Source organism: Dehalococcoidia bacterium (assembly GCA_022449765.1).
Lineage (GTDB): Bacteria > Chloroflexota > Dehalococcoidia > Lucifugimonadales > Australimonadaceae > UBA2963.
The window spans coordinates 1-20,518 of the sequence record JAKUPZ010000003.1 but is presented as its reverse complement, the minus strand read 5'-3'; the positions used below and the strand labels follow the sequence as shown (position 1 = coordinate 20,518).

Annotated in this window: 18 protein-coding genes and 1 tRNA gene; 9 read left to right on the top strand and 10 right to left on the bottom strand. The window is 42.6% G+C overall.

Going from position 1 to position 20,518, the window contains the following annotated elements:
- The 6 genes from MK127_01855 (at position 1) to MK127_01830 (ending at position 9,182) form a co-directional block, all read left to right on the top strand.
- The gene (locus tag MK127_01855; GenBank protein MCH2531544.1) at positions 1–1,470 is read left to right on the top strand and encodes an NADH-quinone oxidoreductase subunit N; all 1,470 of its coding nucleotides are present in this window, start codon (positions 1–3) and stop codon (positions 1,468–1,470) included.
- Positions 1,470–1,991, top strand: a complete 522-nt coding sequence (locus MK127_01850; GenBank protein ID MCH2531543.1) for a TIGR00725 family protein — start codon at positions 1,470–1,472, stop codon at positions 1,989–1,991. Before MK127_01855 ends, MK127_01850 begins: the two co-directional genes overlap by 1 nt.
- Before the next feature lie 26 nt (positions 1,992–2,017).
- Positions 2,018–3,295: a phosphopyruvate hydratase gene (gene eno, locus MK127_01845; protein MCH2531542.1), complete on the top strand. Its 1,278-nt coding sequence runs from the start codon at positions 2,018–2,020 to the stop codon at positions 3,293–3,295.
- A 76-nt stretch (positions 3,296–3,371) separates the two neighbouring features.
- Complete coding sequence (gap, locus tag MK127_01840) at positions 3,372–4,385, top strand: type I glyceraldehyde-3-phosphate dehydrogenase (protein MCH2531541.1); 1,014 nt, start codon at positions 3,372–3,374, stop codon at positions 4,383–4,385.
- A gap of 152 nt (positions 4,386–4,537) precedes the next feature.
- Positions 4,538–8,752, top strand: a complete 4,215-nt coding sequence (locus tag MK127_01835) for a DUF2298 domain-containing protein (GenBank protein ID MCH2531540.1) — start codon at positions 4,538–4,540, stop codon at positions 8,750–8,752.
- A gap of 40 nt (positions 8,753–8,792) precedes the next feature.
- A complete protein-coding gene (locus MK127_01830; GenBank protein MCH2531539.1) occupies positions 8,793–9,182 on the top strand; it encodes a hypothetical protein in 390 nt (129 codons plus the stop codon).
- Here the strand turns inward: MK127_01830 and pheA are convergent.
- From pheA to MK127_01815, 3 genes are read right to left on the bottom strand one after another with little or no spacing between them, the layout of a single operon-like run.
- Entirely contained in the window at positions 9,179–10,024 is an 846-nt protein-coding gene (gene pheA / locus MK127_01825; protein ID MCH2531538.1) for a prephenate dehydratase, read from the bottom strand. The genes MK127_01830 and pheA overlap by 4 nt on opposite strands.
- On the bottom strand, positions 10,014–10,673 hold the full coding sequence (locus MK127_01820) for a TrkA family potassium uptake protein (protein ID MCH2531537.1): 660 nt from the start codon (positions 10,671–10,673) through the stop codon (positions 10,014–10,016). The genes pheA and MK127_01820 overlap by 11 nt, the downstream gene beginning before the upstream one ends.
- 12 nt (positions 10,674–10,685) lie before the next feature.
- The gene (locus tag MK127_01815) at positions 10,686–12,089 is read right to left on the bottom strand and encodes a Trk family potassium uptake protein (protein MCH2531536.1); all 1,404 of its coding nucleotides are present in this window, start codon (positions 12,087–12,089) and stop codon (positions 10,686–10,688) included.
- A 105-nt stretch (positions 12,090–12,194) separates the two neighbouring features.
- Here MK127_01815 and MK127_01810 point away from each other — a divergent pair, with 105 nt between their 5' ends.
- Complete coding sequence (locus MK127_01810) at positions 12,195–13,133, top strand: cysteine synthase family protein (GenBank protein ID MCH2531535.1); 939 nt, start codon at positions 12,195–12,197, stop codon at positions 13,131–13,133.
- Positions 13,134–13,147: 14 nt separating this feature from the next.
- Here MK127_01810 and MK127_01805 read toward each other — a convergent pair whose 3' ends face one another.
- The 5 genes from MK127_01805 to MK127_01785 all read right to left on the bottom strand — a co-directional run bounded on the left by MK127_01805 (position 13,148) and on the right by MK127_01785 (position 18,340).
- Positions 13,148–14,008 (bottom strand): xanthine dehydrogenase family protein subunit M, encoded by an 861-nt coding sequence (locus MK127_01805; protein ID MCH2531534.1) that lies wholly within the window; start codon positions 14,006–14,008, stop codon positions 13,148–13,150.
- A 1-nt stretch (position 14,009) separates the two neighbouring features.
- The gene (locus MK127_01800; GenBank protein MCH2531533.1) at positions 14,010–14,489 is read right to left on the bottom strand and encodes a (2Fe-2S)-binding protein; all 480 of its coding nucleotides are present in this window, start codon (positions 14,487–14,489) and stop codon (positions 14,010–14,012) included.
- An 82-nt stretch (positions 14,490–14,571) separates the two neighbouring features.
- A complete protein-coding gene (locus tag MK127_01795) occupies positions 14,572–16,107 on the bottom strand; it encodes an ABC transporter permease subunit (GenBank protein ID MCH2531532.1) in 1,536 nt (511 codons plus the stop codon).
- Positions 16,108–16,356: 249 nt separating this feature from the next.
- Positions 16,357–17,508, bottom strand: coding sequence for a hypothetical protein (locus tag MK127_01790; protein ID MCH2531531.1), 1,152 nt, complete (start codon positions 17,506–17,508; stop codon positions 16,357–16,359).
- Positions 17,509–17,572: 64 nt separating this feature from the next.
- The gene (locus tag MK127_01785; GenBank protein ID MCH2531530.1) at positions 17,573–18,340 is read right to left on the bottom strand and encodes a sortase; all 768 of its coding nucleotides are present in this window, start codon (positions 18,338–18,340) and stop codon (positions 17,573–17,575) included.
- 89 nt (positions 18,341–18,429) lie between these two features.
- On the opposite strand from MK127_01785, the gene MK127_01780 reads away from it, so the two are divergent.
- Positions 18,430–18,506 (top strand) — tRNA-Val (locus tag MK127_01780).
- Positions 18,507–18,534: 28 nt separating this feature from the next.
- The gene (locus tag MK127_01775; protein MCH2531529.1) at positions 18,535–19,446 is read left to right on the top strand and encodes a hypothetical protein; all 912 of its coding nucleotides are present in this window, start codon (positions 18,535–18,537) and stop codon (positions 19,444–19,446) included.
- Here MK127_01775 and MK127_01770 read toward each other — a convergent pair.
- Complete coding sequence (locus MK127_01770; GenBank protein MCH2531528.1) at positions 19,414–20,178, bottom strand: VIT1/CCC1 transporter family protein; 765 nt, start codon at positions 20,176–20,178, stop codon at positions 19,414–19,416. The two genes, MK127_01775 and MK127_01770, sit on opposite strands and share 33 nt — an antisense overlap.
- A partial coding sequence (locus MK127_01765; protein ID MCH2531527.1) for an SDR family oxidoreductase occupies positions 20,178–20,518 on the bottom strand: 341 nt, incomplete at its 5' end. The genes MK127_01765 and MK127_01770, both read right to left, overlap by 1 nt.

Below are 20,518 nucleotides of genomic sequence, written 5' to 3'. Positions count from 1 at the left end.
ATGCCTAATTTTGGACTTTTAATAACAGAATTTTTGATTGCCGGTTTAGGATTTGTAGTACTTATTGCCGATTTTTCAATTCCTTGGCGTTCTCGGAGAGCGCACAACCTGACATTGGCTCTGCTGGCCTCCATTGGGCTTATTTTTATTGCAATATACAGTTTTGCGAATCGTTCAGTAGATCCTGAGCATTTATACGAACAATTAATTTTTGTTGATGGGTTTTCCTTAATTTTCAAAATTTTGGCAATGGGAATTGGCGCTGCAGTTACATTAATTTCGATTGATTATGTATATCGTAAAATTAGAAACCCTGGGGAATTCTATGCGCTGATAATTTTTGCAGTACTAGGGGCCGATTTAGTCGCTTCTTCTGGTGAATTGCTAACGGCTTATATTTCCATAGAAGTAATGGCTTTTTGCCTCTACGTACTTGTTGCAATAAGTAGAGGAGATGGTCGTTCTGCAGAAGCGGCAGTTAAATATATCCTTCTTGGATCGCTCTCTTCTGCATTGATGCTTTTAGGTATTGCTATTCTTTTCGGTGCAATTGGCGAAACAACGTTCAGGTACATGGAAAGCGTAATGAGCGCTCTCTTGGGAGGCTCTGGTAACGACCCATCAATGACAGTGATTTTAGGATTGGCATTATTCTTTGCAGGCATAGGTTTCAAGCTGTCCTTAGTTCCTTTTCATTTGTGGGCCCCCGATGTTTATGAAGGTGCACCTACTCCGATTACCGCTTTTATAGCGGTGCTGTCTAAGGCTGCGGTTATTGCTTTGTTAATTCGTTTTCTTGCGGAAGCGGGTTATCGAAGCATGGATGATTGGCAACTCCCACTTGCCATACTTGCTGCTGGCACAATGACTATTGGGACTTTGACAGCATTGGTACAGCAAAATATAAAACGGCTTTTTGCATACAGCAGCATCGCTCAAGTTGGATTTATTCTCGTTGGGTTAATTTCACTTAATGAAAATGGTGTGAATGCTGTTATCTTGCACATGTGTGGCTATGCCTTTACCAACCTTGCAGCATTTTCTGTAATTATGGCAATTGAAGTAGGGCAAGGAGATGAAAGCATTGAGGGATTTAGTGGATTGGCATCACGTTCGCCTTTCATGGCGATGGTAATGGCCTCGTCGCTTTTTTCACTTGCCGGGCTTCCTATTTACGCAGGGTTCGTCACGAAATTTTTATTGTTCACGTCTGCAGTTCAAGCAGGCCTGACATGGTTAATGGTAGTTGCTGTAGTTAATAGCTTAATTTCTCTTTACTATTACATCAGAATAATTAAGCAAATGTACGTCTATGAGGCGGTCAATAGCGTGAGAGTTTCTCCTAGTATTGTGGCTTCAATCCCGATCTGGCTGCTCTTTATTGGTATGGTTCTTATCGGTATATACCCACTTCCTTTGATGACTGCCATAGATAGTGCCACAAATGCTTTAGGTCCATTTTTGGGCTAATGGTAGACGATGCTTTGAATATTGAAGCCTTAAAGCCTAGAACTCTAATAATTTCGGTGATTGGTGGCGCAGATCCTCCTAAGCATGCAATTGATATGGCCTATTCGGTCGGTCAATTACTTGCCAAAAAAGGTGTAGCTGTTGTTTGTGGAGGATTACGAGGCGTAATGGAAGCGGTATGTCGAGGAGCTAAGTCCGAAGGTGGGATCACGATTGGGATATTGCCTGGCAACGATCCAAATTTGTCGAATGAATTTATTGATTTTCCCATCATGACAGGCATGGGATACGCGCGGAACATAATAGTTGTAAAAACTGGTCGTGCTGTAATTGCTATTGACGGAGCGTATGGAACACTTTCAGAGATAGGTCACGCCCTTGGGGACGGGATCCCCGTGATCGGGCTAGAAACTTGGAAGTTGCCAGAGCGTTCGGATTTGCCGATAGGACTGCAAATAGCCAGCTCTCCTTCAGAAGCAGTCAATAAAGCTATTGATGCGGCCTTAGCTCGCAGTAATTGAATATTTTAAATAGTGATGGTGATTGAATGTCGCGAATATTAAAGGTCCATGCAAGGGAAATCCTCGATTCTAGAGGGCTCCCAACTGTGGAAGCAGAGATAATCTTAGAAGATGGCTCTAAAGGATGGGCTGCTGTTCCTTCAGGTGCAAGTACGGGAAGCCATGAGGCACTAGAACTTCGAGATGGAGATAGCCTGCGCTTTGCAGGAAAAGGTACCCAAAAGGCTGTATCTAATGTGAACGAAGTGATTTCTAAAGGTATTGTTGGCCTTGATGCAAAGAACCAAGAAGAAATAGATAATACGATGCTTTCACTGGATGGGACTCCAGATAAATCAAAAGTAGGTGCAAACGCCACTCTTGCAGTCTCGTTAGCTAATGCGCATGCAGCCGCAGCTTCTACGGGCGTGCCTCTTTTCAGATACTTGGGAAATGGTGTGACGTTACCCTCCCCTATGCTGAATCTTTTGAACGGAGGACGACATGCTATGGATTCCACGGATTTTCAGGAATTTATGGTGATGCCGCTGAAATTTGATTCATTTAGAGAGGCTTTGCGGTGTGGAGCTGAAGTCTATCAATCATTAAAATCGATAGTCGGTGCCCGAGGCCTTTCGACCAACGTTGGAGACGAAGGAGGAGTTGCTCCGTCATTGGATACCAACGAAGCTGCGGTTGAACTTTTAATAGAAGCCATTGAAAAAGCTGGATATCGCCCTGGAGAGGATTGCTCTATTGCCCTTGATGTTGCGGCGAGTGAGTTTTACGAAGATGGCAAATACTTTCTCGCAAAAGAAGGAGCAAAGCTATCGAACCTTGAGCTTGTGGGCTATTACGAAAGTTGGATTTCAAAATACCCCATAGTGAGTATTGAGGATGGTCTTACAGAGGATGATTGGGAAGGCTGGAGTATGCTCACTTCTAAGCTAGGAGGGAAAGTTCAACTGGTTGGTGATGATCTATTTACTACTAACACTGAAAGAATTTCACAAGGCATAGATTTGAAGGCAGGTAATGCTGTTTTGGTAAAACTGAACCAAATTGGAACACTTACTGAAACGCTCGCTGCTATAAATATGACAAAATCTGCAAATTGGAATGCAGTAATCAGCCATCGTTCTGGAGAGACAGAGGATACAACTATTGCAGACCTTGCTGTTGCTACTTCAGCTGGTCAGATAAAGACAGGAGCTCCAGCTAGAAGTGAGAGAGTAGCAAAATATAACCGGTTACTGAGAATTGAAGACGAATTGCAGTCGGAAGGTTATTACGCTGGTATTAAACCTTTCCAAGGATGGCGATAGGGATCTCTTGTCCAATGCTTAGTGTCTAGGTAGCATTGGGATTGCTAAAAAGCACAGTTATGGAGGCAAAGTAAGTATGAGTACTAGGGTTGGAATTAATGGTTTTGGGCGTATTGGCCGGCAGGTATTGAGAGCTACGCTAGAGCGCCATTCAAATGAATTAGAAGTGGTGGCAGTCAATGACCTTGCTGCTCCAGAAGTTAATGCGCACCTCTTAAAGTATGATTCCAATTACGGCAGATTCCCTGGCACTGTTAAAACCGTGGATGGGGGGATAGAAGTAGATGGAAAACTGATTAAATCGCTTTCGGAGAGAAACCCCTCAGACTTACCATGGGGAGATCTAGGAGTCGATATCGTTATTGAGTCTACCGGTATATTTACGCAACGCGAAAAAGCAGCTGGGCATATTGAGGGAGGTGCTAAGAAGGTAATCATCTCAGCTCCAGCCTCTGGCGAAGATAAGACATTGGTATTGGGCGTAAATGCTGATCAATATGACCCCGATACCCATCATGTAATTTCAAATGCCTCATGTACTACAAACTGCGTTGCTCAATTAATAAAAGTTTTGAATGATGAATTCGGCATTGAGCATGGACTGATGACCACAGTGCATGCTTACACGAATGATCAGCAAATACTTGATCAAGCACATTCTGATATGCGCAGGGCTCGCTCCGCAGCACAGAATATAATTCCTACTAATACCGGTGCAGCCAAAGTCGTGGGAGTTGTGATTCCGGAATTAAATGGCAAGCTTCATGGAATGGCTTTGCGTGTGCCTGTTCCAACTGGTTCGATCACGGATTTTGTTGCTGACCTTGGCAGGAAAGTGACAGTTGATGAAGTGAACAACGCATTTAGAAGCGCCGCGGAAGGTCCTCTCAAAGGAATTCTAGAGTACACAGAGGATCAAATTGTGAGCAGCGATATCAAAATGAACCCGGCAAGCTGTATTTTTGATGCAGATTCGACGATGGTAATGGAAGGAACAATGGTAAAAGTCCTAGGTTGGTATGATAACGAATGGGGCTATTCCTGCCGAACTTCAGATTTGACTGCGATGATTGCGCGAAAAGGATTATGAATAAATAGATATAGCGGAGACTAGTAACCTGGATCTCCGGGTATTTATTTTTATGCGTAGGTTTCGTTTTGAATAATTCCCGCGCCCTAATAAAGCAGAGGAAAACCCAAATAATCTTGGGTTTAATTTTGCTTCTTTCTCTTGCTTTGCGTATGCAAGGACTTGATTGGGATGGAGGAAATTTTTACCATCCTGACGAGCGCTCGATATATATGCGGGCTGAGTGCATGCATTTAACTTTGACTGAGCAACCAGGGTGGCAATCTTGCCAAAATAGAGACTTCCCGAAGGATGCCCCTGGTTTACCTGGGGTGAGCGTATTTTTTGATAAAGATGCAAGCCCTTTAAATCCTCATTGGTTTCCATTGGGGTCAATAATAATCTACCTTTTAGTGGCCGTTCGCTTTGGGTTAGATTTCTTTATGGAAGAGATCAGACTTCAGGATTTGGCGACGGCAGGCCGTATTATTGCTGCATTAGTAGATACTATTTCTGTCGCGTTTCTTTTCTTTCTCGGGCGCAGACTATTTGGGGTCGCTACAGGGTTATTTGCCGCAGCATTGATGGGGCTGATGGTAATTAATATTCAGGTGAGTCATTTCTATAGGCCAGAGTCTTTTGTGATGCTCCTTGCGATAATGGCGTTTTGGTGGATGTTAAACGTTGTTGAGAAGCGGCGACTCGTTGATCACATTGCGTTAGGTCTAGTGATAGGTGTTACTTTTGCATTTAGAGGTAGCAGCGCTCCAATACTTGCCCCTCTTGGGCTGACTTATGTGTATTTAATATGGAAGAATTATCAAGATAAGGGGCTATGGGTGGTAGCGCTCCGCCAAAATTTTACTCCGGTATTATTGGCGTTCATTTCAAGCCTTTTTGTTTTTTTAATTTTGCAGCCGTACGCTCTCCTTGATTTCCATAAGTACTTTGGAGATTTGGGATGGGAAACAGGGATTGCACGTACCGCAGGGTTGGTTCCTTATACTTTGCAATACGTTGGGACTACTCGTACAGGATTGTATGAACTTCAACAAACAATCGTTTGGGCATTAGGTATACCTCTCGGATTACTTGCCTGGGGGGGATTGGTTGCAACTACAGTTCATGCACTTAAAAAACCAGCCTACAAGAATTGGCTGTTGCTCTCGTGGGTATTGTTTTTGCTGGTAGGCGTCATTCCCTTTTTTGAAGTTAAATTTCTACGATATGTAATTCCTGTATTACCAGTGATGGTTTTATTCGGCAGCTATTGGTATGTGCAGCTCTATTATCAGATTAGAAAGAAGTCTCACTTTGGCGCCTATTTAGTGTGGGTAACGGGAGCTTTAGTTTTGCTTCTGACGTTCTTTTATGCGATCTCTTTCGTCGGTATCTATAAACAAAGCCACCCTGGTATTCAAGCCTCAGAATGGATAAATGCTAATGCGCGTTCTGGAGACTTTTTAATTACGGATAATCACTGGGATGAAGGGTTTCCAAATCTAGGAAAGTTTTCAGTAGTTCAGCTACCAATGTATGAACAAGATTCTTTACGTAAAGTAACCGAAATTACAAATCTTTTGTCTGATGCAGATTACATTATGTCTTATAGTAATCGCCCTTGGGGAAGTATTGCACGATTGCCTGACAGGTATCCTTATAGTAGTGCCTATTACCATGCACTATTTTCAGGAGAATTAGGGTATGAATTAGTGCATGGATTTTCACGTAATCCTTCGTTCCTAGGCATTACTTTATCGCATGATCCTTTTACCAGAGCTGGAGTGACTCGACCAGAATTGATTCCAGGGATAGAGGACTCTTTCTATAACATCAATCTTGGTTACGCGGATGAGAATGTAGTCAATTATGATCGCCCGTTAGTTCTTATTTGGCAAAACAAATCTAGGTTTAACGTTGAAAAATTGCGTACGATTCTTTTAACGAATGCGCCAAGTTCACCAGAGCGTGCATTAATGTCCGCTGATGTTGCAAAAATCCAATACGAAGGTGGCACGTGGTTAAATATTTTCTCGGATGATGGGTTAAACAAACTCGCGCCATGGCTAATATGGCTACTTGCTATTGAATTAATATATGTGATCACGATTCCTATTGCCCTAAAGGTCATGAGATGGTTACCAGACAGAGGGTTTGTACTGGCTCGGCCATTAGGTCTTTTACTGGTGTCTTGGTTGGTTTGGTGGGGTGCTAGTACAGGAATATGGGAGTTTTCTCGCGCTAGCATTCTAATATGTGTATTAATAATAACGTTCGTATCAACGGGGATTTTGTATCGGAATCCTCAATTACTGAAGTTAGCTCGTCGGAATTGGCGATATTTGCTGAAGGTAGAAATACTGTTTCTTTTGGCATATTCCACATTTGTGCTTATACGAGCTGCAAACCCAGAGCTTTGGCACCCATGGAGAGGTGGGGAGAAGCCGATGGATTTTACGTATTTACTTGCAGTTGTGAAGTCCACGGTATTTCCTCCGTATGACCCATGGTTTTCGGGCGGATTCATTAATTATTATTACTTTGGGTTTGTCATAGTGGCGTCCATAATTCGATTAACGGGAATAATCCCTGAGATAGCCTACAACTTAGCTATTCCTACATTCTTTGCAATCGCGTTTTCAAGTGCTTTCAGCATAGGGTACAACTTCGCTCAATCTATGAGGCGAAAAGCCAATTTGAAAGTGAGACATTCGTCAGCGTACCTTGCCGGACTGTTGGTGGCATTTTTTGTAATGGTGCTTGGAAATATTGACGGGATTGTTCAAGTAGGGCAGGGCTTTCTAAGAGTGCTGCAAAATGAAGCTTTTGGATCCTTTGATTATTGGCGCAGCAGCAGAATGATGCCAGGGGAAATAGCAATCACAGAGTTTCCTTTTTGGACGTTTTTGTTTGCAGATCTTCACGCACACCTTATCGCTATTCCTGTACAACTTTTAATTATAGGTTTAGTTTTGAACCTTATTCTCTCTGGATATAAAGACGCTCTATTGTCGCGATTACTGCTTCCTGTAAGTGTACTTGCTTTGGTAGTAGGGAGCCTTGCTGCAATTAATACATGGGATGTTCCGGCGTACGGACTGATTAGTATTGGCACGATAATTTTCCTGTTTTATTTAAGAGGGAGAGAGCCTAATTTGCTAATGGTTTTGGCCAAATGCTTCGCTGCCTGCGTAGCATTTGCAGGCATTGCATACCTTTTGTGGTTTCCGTTCCATCTATCCTATGATTCTGCATTCTCAGGATTCAGGATGAGCCAATGGAGGACCGAAGTTTGGCAATATTGGGGGATTCATGCGCTGCTAGTATTGACTGCGATTTCATGGGTTAGCCAGCAGTTTTACCAACGGTTTCATTTCAAGCGAAAAAGATATTTTACTAGTGCGCTTCTCGTAGTAACAGGAATACTTATTCTCAATTTCAGCCCATACCAAGAATGGTTAAATGCTGCACTCCTATCTATTTTATTGCTACCAATAATCGCTATTGGTTTTTCATGGCTAAAAGAAAAATCTAACCCTGAAATGCCGTTTTCTATATTTTTGATTACATTGCTGTTACTAAGCTTGGGCATTGGAGTCGGTGTAGACTTTGTTACGGCGGAAAATGATATCGATCGAATGAATACCGTATTCAAGTTCTACCTCAATGCTTGGATTTTTTGGGGAATTGCAGGCAGTCTTGGCCTGTGGGTAATGTGGGCAAAGGGAGTGTTAAATTTCGAAGGGACCCGAAATGTCCTTGCATATAAAAGTATTTGGCTTACTGTCTTAGCATTAGCGATAATTAGTTCTGGAATTTTCCCAATTATGGGAACTTACGCTCGTGTAAAAGACAGGTTTGATGCTGGCAAGGAATGGTCCTTAAACGGCCGAGCCTATCAAGATAGCTCGATTTACACTGACCCTGGCCCTACTTCTAGCGAAATAGATGATACTCCTTATGGGTTTAGAGAAGATGCGGCCGCTATTGAATTTATTAGATCGGAAATTAAAGGATCTCCCATATTTCTTGAAGGAGTCACTGAACATGCATATAGATGGTACCCACGGGTTGCAAAATACACTGGATTACCTTCGGTCCTTGGATGGAATTGGCATCAGATTCAACAGAGAGGGGCTGGTGGTAGAGAGCCTGAATTCGTGACGCAAAGGCAGCAGGATGTATATACAATCTATGAATCTGAGGATTTGGAATTAGTTGAAAAATTATTGAGAAAATATGAGGTTCAGTACATATACATTGGACCTACGGAACGAGTTTACTTTGATTCAGAAGGAATAGGTAAATTTAGCAAGATGGAGGGACTCCAGTTACAAGTGATTTACCAAAACCCAGGAGTTACAATTTACGAATTTTTAGCGAAATAACAGCTATGTCTCACTCAACGTAAGATTGAAGCATTTTGAAATGAATGCTAGCCTAGATATGCTTGATGGAGAAACAATGGAAGACTTTTTGAATAATGTTCCGGATATTTTGATTAGCGCCTATTTAATCGTAGGGATTTTTGTAGCGCTTGCTCTTTTTGTCTTTGCATTCTTAATCTTTAGGGCCGTACTTGGTGTTATAAAGTCAGTAGGGCGGGTAGTTAACAACGTAGAACGAGCTTCCGATGTCGCTGTAGATCGTATAGTGACTCCTTTGGAAGAAGGGCTTTCTTTTGCAGCAGCAGCAGGCAATGCTGTTGGATTTGCTACAAGTTTCCTTTCTGGATTAACGGGAAAGTCGACGAAAAAACAATCGGACAAATCAGGTAAAGGAAAAGGCGAGAGTAAGAAAAAACAAGAATGGGGCTAATGCCGCCTTGGATAGGATCCGAGGATTTTCATTAGTGAAGCTTGTGTTGATATAATGTTGAGTAGCTTAATAATTTCTGTATCCGTCCGATGCCCCTCAAAGTCCATAAGAAAATAATATTTTCCCAGCCCTAGTCTTGTAGGGCGCGATTCTATTTTCGTCAAATTGATGTTACGTGCAGCAAATTCTTTTAAAACTGAGAATAATTGACCTGCACGATCCTCTGAAAAAGAGATGGCAATGGAAGTTAGGTCATTGCCTGTTGAAGGGCTGTCATTTTTACTCAGAACCACAAAGCGGGTGTAATTATTATTATCATCCTGGATTCCTTTTTTCAGTACTGTAGCTCCGTAGAGATCCGCTGCTCTTATTGGAGCTATCGCAGCCGCTGGTATATCAGAGTTTAACGCGTCATTCACAGCTCCAGCAGTGCTAAGTGCAGCAGCTAATTCAATATTTCCCAATGCAGAAAGGTACTTTCGGCATTGGCCTAAGGCTTGTGGATGAGAGTAGATTCGTTCAATTTGAGCAATCGTTGTACCAGGTTTTGCCATAAGGGTATGTTCAATCTTTAAAGCTAATTCCCCTCGTATATGTAGGCCTTCTTGATGCAATAAAGCATCTAGCGTATCTGTTACTGCCCCTTGAAGGCTATTTTCAATGGGGCATAAAGCTGCATCGGCTTCATTTTTTAATACTGCTAATGCTGAATCGCCAATTGACGGGTAAGGGAGTAAAAGAGCAGAGGGATAGCTGCTGACCGCAGCCTGTTCAGTAAAGGTCCCAGGAGGCCCTAAGTAAGCAACTTGTCGTATTTCATTATTCAGGTTTTTAGTTTCCAAATTTTTCGAGAGTATCCTCTGGACCAGCAAGAATCAGCTCATCCCCTGTTTGTATTACTTCGTCTTTGGAGGGACTTAATATAGGAATGGAACCTCGGTTTATCGCAATAATAGTGGTTCCTGTTACATCTGAAGAAATGGTACTTAGACCTGCTTTTTCCAAAGTAAGCCCCACCATTTTAGTGGTTACGCTTACTTTACTGAGACCAAACGTATCATTTAATTCCATATACTCGAGTACTTCACGCTGGAAGAGGCTGTGGGCAGTGCGCAGTCCGGTTTCTTGTTCTGGGTAAATAACTCGATCAGATCCTACTGCCTCAAGCGTTTTTCCATGTAGTTCGTTAGTTGCCCTTGCTACCACCTCGGGAACTTCAAAAGTACGCTTGAGAAGCACAGTAGTCAGTACGCTAGCTTGAATATCTCCAATTGCTACTACTGCGGTATCAAAATTTCTGATACCGACTTCATCAAGGAATTGCATGGATGTCGAATCACCGGTAACCGAATAAGTTACTAGGCCCATCATTTGCTGAGTCAGTGTTTCATAACGGTCAACTGCAAGGACGTCATGCCCGATACGATAGAGCTCGCAGGCAAGACTTATTCCAAACCTACCCATTCCTATAACTGCTACTTGATGGGACATATCAAACCCCTATTACCCAATTCTAACGCGTTCTTCAGCGTACCGATATACAGGTTTCTTTTCTTTAAATGCTAATCCTAAGATTATAGTTAAAGGACCTAGGCGACCGATTAGCATTGCTATGGATAAAACAAATTTACCTAATTCTGAAAGTTCGGGAGTGATACCTTTAGAGAGCCCAACTGTGCCGAACGCAGAAACGGTTTCAAACATAATGTCCCTGAATGAAAAGATACCCGAATCAAGTTTTTCTAATTCTGTGAAAGAAAGAGCTAAAACGAAGAAAATTACACCAATTGCGGCAAGTATAAGTAAGGCTAAGGCACGAGCAACTTGCGAGTAAGGAATTTCCCTTCTCATTACCTCAATATTTGGCCGACCTCTAATTGCGGCTAAGGCTGCAATTGAAAGTACCATAGCGGTATTAATTTTAATGCCTCCAGCAACAGAACCTGATGCACCGCCGACAAACATTAAAAGCATAAATATAAAATCAGTTCCTGCACGTGTTTCACTAAAATCTATAGTACTGAACCCTGCTGTCCGGGAAGTGAACGCCTGAAAAACCGTATTTGTTATTTTTTCACCAAGCGGTAAATTCCCTATAGTTTGCTGATTCGTGCCTTCAAATAGAAGTATTGCAATAATTCCAAGAACCCAGACTCCTAATGTGCCAATTACTACAAATTTCGTATCTAAGGTCCATCTGCGGTAACCCTGTCGCCTAGCTAATTCATTGATTACAGGGAAACTGAGTGAACCTAAGACAATACTGACACCGATAATTCCTTGCACGAAAGGATCTGACTGGAAGGATTGTAGGCTTGTTGATTCAGGGAAAATGGTGAAACCGGCGTTATTGAATGCGGAAATTGAATGGAAGAAGCTATGCCATAAGGCTTGCCCTAATGAGTAATCCGTAATTAATCGAAGGAAAAGTAATATGAAAGTAATAAATTGGACAGATACTGCAAAAGCAACAATTAGGAACCCTAATCGCGTAACGTTTCCTAATGGCACGGCTCCACCAAGTGTTTCACGAATCAATAACCTTTGAGTAAGGGAGATACGGCGTCCGACTGCTACAAGCATAAGCAACCCAGCACTCATTATTCCGAGTCCACCCACAAACATAAGTATAGAAATAATAAATTGCCCAAAAGGACTCCAATAGTCATTACTTGATACAACTACCAGACCAGTTACGCAGACAGCAGATGTTGCAGTGAACAGAGCATTAATTATCGATACCTGTTCCTCTTCGACTGTTGAAATTGGGAGACTTAATAGAACAGTCCCAATTAGAATTAGAATTACGAAGGAAAGTGAGAAAGTAAGCAGAGCAGAAAATTGGGATGGTAAAACTGATCTGCGTCGGCTTGTTTCTTGAATAGTTTGGCTACTTGATGGAGGCAAAAATACACTCTTTCTATTTTGTTTTATTGAAAGATAGTCTTTCGAAGGAGTCAACGATAAAGGCTGCCCAATTGCGGTCTTTTAAAAATAAGGGAAGTATTTGAGATGGATGAAATTAATCGAGTAGGTTTGTTTGGCATGGTTGGGAATACACCTATTGTTGAGTTAACCAGGATGACTCCTAACCCGAGAGTCCGTATTTTTGCAAAACTAGAAGGGCAAAACCCTAGCGGTAGCATAAAAGATCGCATCGTCCTATCAATGATTGAAGCTGCTGAGAAACACGGCGATTTAAAAATGGGGGATACGATTGTAGAAGCTAGTACGGGAAATACGGCGATTGCTGTTGCCGCATTAGCACCCAGGCGTGGATATAAAGTACATGTAGTTTTACCTAGAGGAATAGTGCCTAGCATAGTGGATATATTAAATTTGTATGGCGCGCATATAGAGTGGGTGGAGCCTCAATCGGGAATGGGAGGAGCATTGAATAGGGCGCAAGAGTTGCTGGAAACTCCTGGTTATCACGCTCTCGGCCAATTCACGAATCAAGCGAATGTCAATTGCCATTACAGCACCACTGGCTTAGAAATCGCTAATGAGATGAAGCAAGTGGATGTTTTTATTGCTGGGATAGGTACCGGTGGCACTATTATGGGTGTCGGCAAGAAACTTCGAGAGAAATGGCCTAATTTAAAAATTGTAGGTGTTGAACCTCGCCTCGGAGAGAAATTACAAGGACTTCGAAGCCTATCAGAAGGATTTATTCCTCCATTATTAGATTTAGACTTTTTGAATGGTAGGTTTATGGTGGAGAGCTCCCATGCAATCAGAACTGCAAGGCAAGTTATCCACGCTGAGGGTATTTTCGCAGGCGTTTCCTGCGGGGCTACCCTGCATACTGCTCTTCGAGTAGCCCAAAATATGGAAAGTGGGAACATTTTAGTAATGTTTTCTGATGGAGCATGGAAATACTTGCCATCAAAACCTTGGGATGCAGCAGAGGTATCTAGCCCTGATTTAGATGAAATTCACTGGTGGTAAGAAAAGAAATTGGGTTATTTCAACACTTCTTCAAGTGCCCTTCGTGCGAAAACAACCGACATATCTTTTTTGTACCACGCTGAACCTCGCGGATCGTCCGTAGGGTCAACTATTTCCGCAATAGTTTGCGAAATTTCCTTTAGCTTTTCGCGAGTGAGGCTAGATTGTTTCATTCCTACTAGAGCGTTTTCAACAGTAGCCGCGCGAATGGCAGTAGAAGAAACTGCGCCAAGTGCAATTCGCGCTTCTGCTACTTCTCCGTTTGTGATTTTTCCAATAGCTGCTACGGAGACCGTTGCGTAATCATCTTCCGTCCTAGGAAGATATTTTATGTAAGTCCAATTTGATCCCGCAGGTTGAGCGGGTACATGGATTTGAGTGATAATCTCGTCGGGTTCCAAAGTCGTTTCATAGTAGTCAGCATAGACTTCTTCGATAGGTAATGTTCTTGAGCCTTTTGATGAAGTAGCAGTTATGCTTGCATTGAGAATTAGCAACGATGGGGGTGGGTCCATTGCAGGGTCGGCTTGTGCAATTCCACCGCCAACGGTTGCAACATTTCGTATCCGGACAGTGGCAACTCGTCGATATGCATCTGCAAGTAGAGGCGCGTGTTTTTTAACGATATCGGAGAGTTCAACTTGACGCTGTGTGACCAGCCCGCCAATATTGAGAGTATCTCCTGAAACCTCAATTGAATTGATTTCCGTGATTTTATGGAGGCTGATTATATGAGCCGGCGCAATCAAAGACTGCTTTAATAATGTAGTTAGAGAAGTTCCGCCAGCCATAATTTTTGCATCATCATTATGTTTGGAAAGAAGAGTAAGAGCTTCGTCTAAGGACGCAGGGGCGTGAAATTCAAAATCATGCATCTTAGTTTGCCTCCGCAGCGGCTTGGATAGATTCAATAATCTGATAATAACCCGTACATCTGCAAAGATTACCCATCATCCATTCTTTAATTTCTGGTTCACTTGGGTGAGGATTGTGCTCCAAAAGGGCTTTTGCTGCCATTATTTGGCCTGGCGTACATGCACCGCACTGGAAGCCACCATGATTGATAAATGCTTCCTGAATAGGATGGAGCTTTTCGCCATCGGCAACGCCTTCTATGGTAGTTATATTGGCACCATCTGCCTTAACCGCGAGAGTTATGCATGAGGCGGTAATATTGCCATCCATTTCAATTGTGCAGGCGCCACAGACACCCACACTACAGGCTTCTTTTGTTCCTGTAAGCCCCACATCGTATCTGATGAAATCAACCAAAGTTCTGTAAGTTGGAATCTCTTTGGTATACGCTTTTCCATTTATTGTTACAGTAATTGACTGTTTTACTGGTGTTGTCGTCATTAGAGTGCACCTTCTCCATAGTTTGCAGCAATTATGGATGCTATCGCAATCGAGGGCGATAGCCAAGAGAAAGCGGCCTATTCTAGCGTGATTTCTTCCAAATTAGCTTCCAAATGCCTAAAAGAAACACTGCAGTAAAGAAAATTGATATCACTGCAAGAGCTGCGGCTTGCCCTGTATCGTAGCCCCAAAGCTTCCAGATTAATGTGCTAATTAAATCAGGAGGGCCGCCACTATGTATTATCAGGGGCAGAGTCAGTTCTTTTAGCGAGTAAAGCGAAAGTAATACCCAAGCACCTGCCCAGTTAGACTTTAAGAGAGGCAATGTGATAAATCTCAAGGTAGCCCATAACCCAGCACCACTTGTAGCAGCAGCTTCATCTAATCTTGTGTCTAATTGCGCAAAGCCTGCTTTCTGGATTCTGTAAGCTATTGAAATTCTGTATGTGTAAGCAAATATTAGTACTACCAGAGTCCCCCAAAGCGGTACCCATAAAGGCAATAAACTATTTAGGCGCAAATAAAATAGCAATAACCCGTTTGCTGCAATAACACCAGGTATCGCAATTGATGATGAAGCTAGTAGGTCCAGTAATTTTGCAAGCTTTGCTGTAGCAAGATTGCGCTGCGTTGACCATGCTGTGATCACGGCAATAAATACTGCAAGTGTAGGCGCTACAGTTACGACGATCATTGTATTGGTCAGTGCAGGTAAGAAGCGAGAATCTTCAAGTAAATTCCTATACTGATCAAGAGAAATTAGATTTAATGAGCTGAAAGATGGCTGGATGTAATGATCATGAAGACTGGTCCAAATCAGTACCGCAAAGGGCAGAAGAACTGTGACGAAGAAGAAAAGTGTAATAATTGCGATTGCTGGTAATTGCCATTTACCTAGTCGAATCAAAGAAGATTTCCTCATAGGAATCATTCGGTACGAGTATGATTTCCTTACAAGCTGAGCATATAAATAAAACAGAATTGAAGTAATTAATAGAAAATGAAGCCCAAGAGCACTTACTGTTCCGTATTCTGGAGCGTTTCCTGCAGCGTCATTTAACGCGAAGAAAACTCTACTCGCTAGAATATTCGCATCGGCTCCCAATGCAAGGAATAGTGGTACCTCAAAGGCTTCAATTGAAAAGATAAGTGCAATCAAGGCACCTGCAAGTAGATGAGGTCTCAGTAAAGGAAGCGTGATAGAGAATAAAATCCTGCGAGTATTGGCCCCAGATGCTTGTGCAGCTTCTTCTAATACGTTGTCAAACCCTCTAAGAGCTGCAATGAAAAAGATAAAAAGTAGCGGAACTAACGATAAGCCCTGGGCTAGAATCATGCCAAACATAGAGAAAATATCTATGGGGCCACTTTGTAAGAAAGGCAGTACAGTGCGGATCAATGAATTAATCATTCCCGTACGCTCACCTAAAAGCAGAATCCATCCGATAGTTGTTATTACTGGTGGTACAAGAATAGGAATTATTATTCCAACCACAACGATGTTCTTAAAACGTAGATCAGTGCGTTCCACTAACCATGCAAAAATTATTGAAATTATGGTCGCAAGTAATGTTGAGGCCCCTGCGAAAATTGCAGTATCGAGTAAAGTTTTATGCAAAGCACCCTCTGCATAAAGATTCGTAAAGTTTGTAATCCCCCACGAAGAATCGGAAATAAAAAGTTGCGACTCCGGCGGAACTTGAAATGCACTAAAAAATGTAAATACTAAAGGTGGTCCAACGAATAAGAGTATCCCTAATAATGCAGAAACTGGATAAATGACATGATGATATCTATGCCACGCTGAAGAAGCATGTTTATGGAGCGTAATTCTCACTATTACATAATTATACGACTTGCGTAGCGCCTAGCGTTTACCTTCAAATAGCTTCTCTTGGAAATAGCGAGTTCGTTCGCTGCGGAGGCGATAGGTATCAGTGCTTTCAAATACCATTTTGTCATAGTCAAAATGAGGAGCTACTTCGTGGAGAGTTCCATATGCTGGCCATCCCTGCCGAATGGATTGCCAAGATATATCTGCCGCACGCTGAGAGGATGACCACGCAGTGAATAGTTTTGCGGCGTTAGGGTGAGGAGCGTCTGCGGCAATTGCGTGGCTAAAAAGATTAGCTCCTAAGCCGGGATTCCAGAAAGGCTCAATGTAGCCGGTATCAAGCAAATTATAGGGTAACCCATACCCCATGTAGGTAAGCGGTCGTTCACCCGATACGAGGAGGGCATCGCAATCATTAGTCACGAGCATGTCATTTTCGTCAATTAGGTGTCGGTGTAATTGAATCATTACCTCTGGATCATAAAGTAGGCCTAGGAAACCATTGCCCGCTCGAAGTAGGAAATCTGGTGCACAAATGAGGCCTTTGTATTGGGGGTCTGCCCAATCAAATATGGTAGCAGGCATTTCTTGGATGTAATTGGTATTAGCAAAATGCGTGTACTGGCTCAGAATTACGCCAACTGCATTTCCGCGTTCACCATCAGACCAAATTTTACTTTGATTAATACCTAAAGACTCCCAATCTGTAGTAGAGGCTAGACCTTTGTCAAAATACTGAGCCATTTGCGACATTGAGAGATAGGCAACATCTGTTTTTGGCTGTTTTGCGTCACTCTCCGCTGCCAGCGATGTAATAATTTGCCTCGCGCTTACCCCTCTGCCTGAACAAGGGACATCGAATTCATTAGTAAATGCTGCGCACCAAGCGTCAATTTGCACTTGATTGTAACCGGACCAATAGATTCCTCCTTCAAGCCGAGCAGCCTTCACAAGCCGATTCAGTCTCATAGGATCAAGTTTCCAGTCTGCTTTCAGAAGGGAAAAAGTTCGTCCTGAGTTGAGTGATTCTATAGGCAATGAAGGTGAAATTGAGGTGTCAAAAATAGATGCAGTACTACTCGGCGCTTCATCGGTCTGTGCGTCACTGCAGCCTAGTAATGCTGAGCTCATAAGTATCAACATTACATATGCTATTTTGGGGAAAATGATTCTAGAAGATTGCATATAGGAATTACCGGATACGCGATAATTTTACGGCATACATACCCAAGATCCAACTCCAAAAGTACTAAGTTTTAGAACGTACTCCAATCAATTCAGCGTGAACTAAGAATCGCTTTTCATAAGTTAAGCGAGGGAAACACGTAACAAGAACTACTTCGGAACGTAGAGAATTGGTTATCTTTAATTCATTTTCTGGTAGTAAGTCTGTTTTGTAGGCGGAGTAGAGGTATTCATCGTTTTCAGTACTTAGCAATATATGAACCTCATCACCTGTACGTAGTAATTCTGCAATTTTAGGTAATTGCGAAAAAACATTGCCCTCGCCACCCACTGGATTATCTAGATGACCAAAGTACCAACCGCTTCCCTTAGAACCAGGGTTAGGTGTAGCGGGTATATGGCCTACAGTAAATTTTGGAGTTTCATACTCAAGGCTTGACCCTAGGTTGGACAATGCAAGTTCAACGATACTTGCTTGAAGATTTAATTGAGGGATTTGAATTTCCAATGCCCTACCCTGGAGCCCATGAATAATTGGCTGTTTAATACTGCTTAAAGGTACGAAGGGGCCGCCGGATAATTGATTAAGAGGGAATGTTCCTCTTGGATCTGACCATTGCCTTACAGGTAGTTGGTTACCTGGGTAGAGACTATTGTTTCCACTCTGGCTTGGTGACAGTGAATCGTATGCAGATGATGTAGTAATTATAATTTCATCATCTGCAGGAGAAGAGAGGTATAAGTAAAGTGCATAGGTTGCCGTTAGAACCGTAACAATTAAACCTATGGAGAATAAGGCTAATCCGATTTTCTGAGTTATATATCTTGGCATATTGTTCACTAATATCGGAAGCTTTTCCTAGGTGATTGTTGAAAGATTACCTTGCACATAAAGTCTGTGTACAATAGATATCCCCATGAGGGCGGTTAGCTCAGTTGGTTAGAGCGTCGCGTTGACATCGCGGAGGCCAGAGGTTCGAGTCCTCTACCGCCCACCACTTTATACACAAGAGAATTAATGTATTTATGAAATTATTAGTGTTAATTCTACTGTTCTCAGTAATTTTATGCTCCTGTGCTTCTGCAATAGAAGATAATTTGCGATACAGCGGGATTTTAGCCGCTTCTGAATTTATCCCAGGGAAAAACCGTGTTCCATTTGGGTTAGTTTCAATGAATGGGGATTTTCTTGAAAATGCTGATGTAGTAGTAAAAATAGCGAAGCTGGAAGACGAAGGCTGGAAGGTTACGGATGAGAAAAAGCCAGAATGGCATGTTATTAAAGGGATCACTCCGCACAAGCACCCAGACGGGGAAGTGCATCTGCATTTAGATTTCCAAGGTATATATATCCTTAAGGATGTGCACTTTGATTCAGCAGGTATCTGGTCTTTGAACTTTAGCATCGCCGATGGAACACCTACTGAAGAGGCTGTCTTCCGTGTGAAAGAAACAGGATCTGCTCCTAAAGTTGGAGAAGCAGCAATTCCAATACGTAATTTAACGATATCCCAGGTAGATAATTTTAATGAGATTTCTAGTCGTGCAGTTTTACAGGACGGGATGCACGAGTATTCAGTAGCGGATGCATTGGAGCTTAGTGAACCATTTGTGGTGTTTTTTGCGTCTCCTCAATTTTGTATTACCGCGCTATGCGGGCCAGTAACTGACACTTTGGAAGCGGCGAAAAAGGCATTAGATGATCGAGTGATTTTCATTCATATTGAACCTTGGAATCTAGCGGTAGCGCGTAATGAGGGCAAGTTAGTTAAAAGTGAAGCTATGGAGCAATGGCGCCTACCAAGTGAGCCATGGACGTTTATTGTTGACCATCAAGGTGTAATCACAGATAGATTTGAAGGGATTGTGACGGAAAATGACATACTTGACTCAGTAAATCGATTGTTAGATAGCAATACCAATAAGACGGCCAATTAGGAACGCAATAGCTACTCCAACGCCTGCAAGAAAGATCATTTCTAAGCCATTGATCAAAGCGTTCCCGCGACTGAGAGCGGCCCGCCAACTGCCTATCCCAAAAAGAGCTATGCCGGTGAATGCGAAAGAGGCAATAAGCGCATTTTGACCAGACATAAACAGATATGGCATAACAGGGAAAAATGCCGCTAATGCGAACGCAAACCCGATAATTAGGGCAGAAAAAATTGGACGAGGAGGGTGGTCAGGGAAGCCAAGTTCTTCAGTCATCATTATTTTTATCCATCGCTCGTGATCCTTAGTCACTGCATCTACAACTTGGCTTAGTAGTGGTTCTTCAATTCCTTTTTCGGCAAAAATCTTTTTAGTTTCGTCTATTTCTTTCTCGCGCAAGTTTTCTATTTCCCAGCGCTCTCGAGATTCTTCCGAAGAACGGAAATCACGTTCGCTTTTTGTAGAAACATACGCACCAAGGCCCATTGAAATAGCCCCAGCGACTAGGCCTGCAATTCCTCCAAGAATAATTATCTCTGCATCAGAAGTACCCCCTGCTATTCCAGCTACTAATGCAACATTTGAAACAAGGCCGTCATTGGCACCAAAAACCACTTCACGTAGTGCTACCCCTTCATCAGGGTGGTCTTCATCATGGTCATGCCTTCTTGAGACCCAAGGCCTTATGATCTTTCGTACTCTACGAACACTTGAGTCCCATATCGAGTAATTGTTCATTAAAAATACAGCCCCGCTTGCGGTAGCAAAAGGATATCTTCCAATACTTGTTTGCCCGAGATTGTCATAGCGTTGAATATACTAGTGGCAACCTCTTCAGAAGTTAGCATTTCTTCGGGCGGTAACGGAGTCGATAAGCCTTCCCAAATGGGCGTATCAACTGGTCCACAGTAGACATTAATAACCTTTACTCCCTGACGCCTGACCTCAGTCGTAAGAGCACGAGCAAAACCTGTAACAGCATGCTTAGTGGCTCCGTAACCAGTCATATTTGCATAACCCCTGTGAGCGGCAATAGAAGAAAGTATTACGATATGGCCAGAGCCTTGCTGGAGCATTC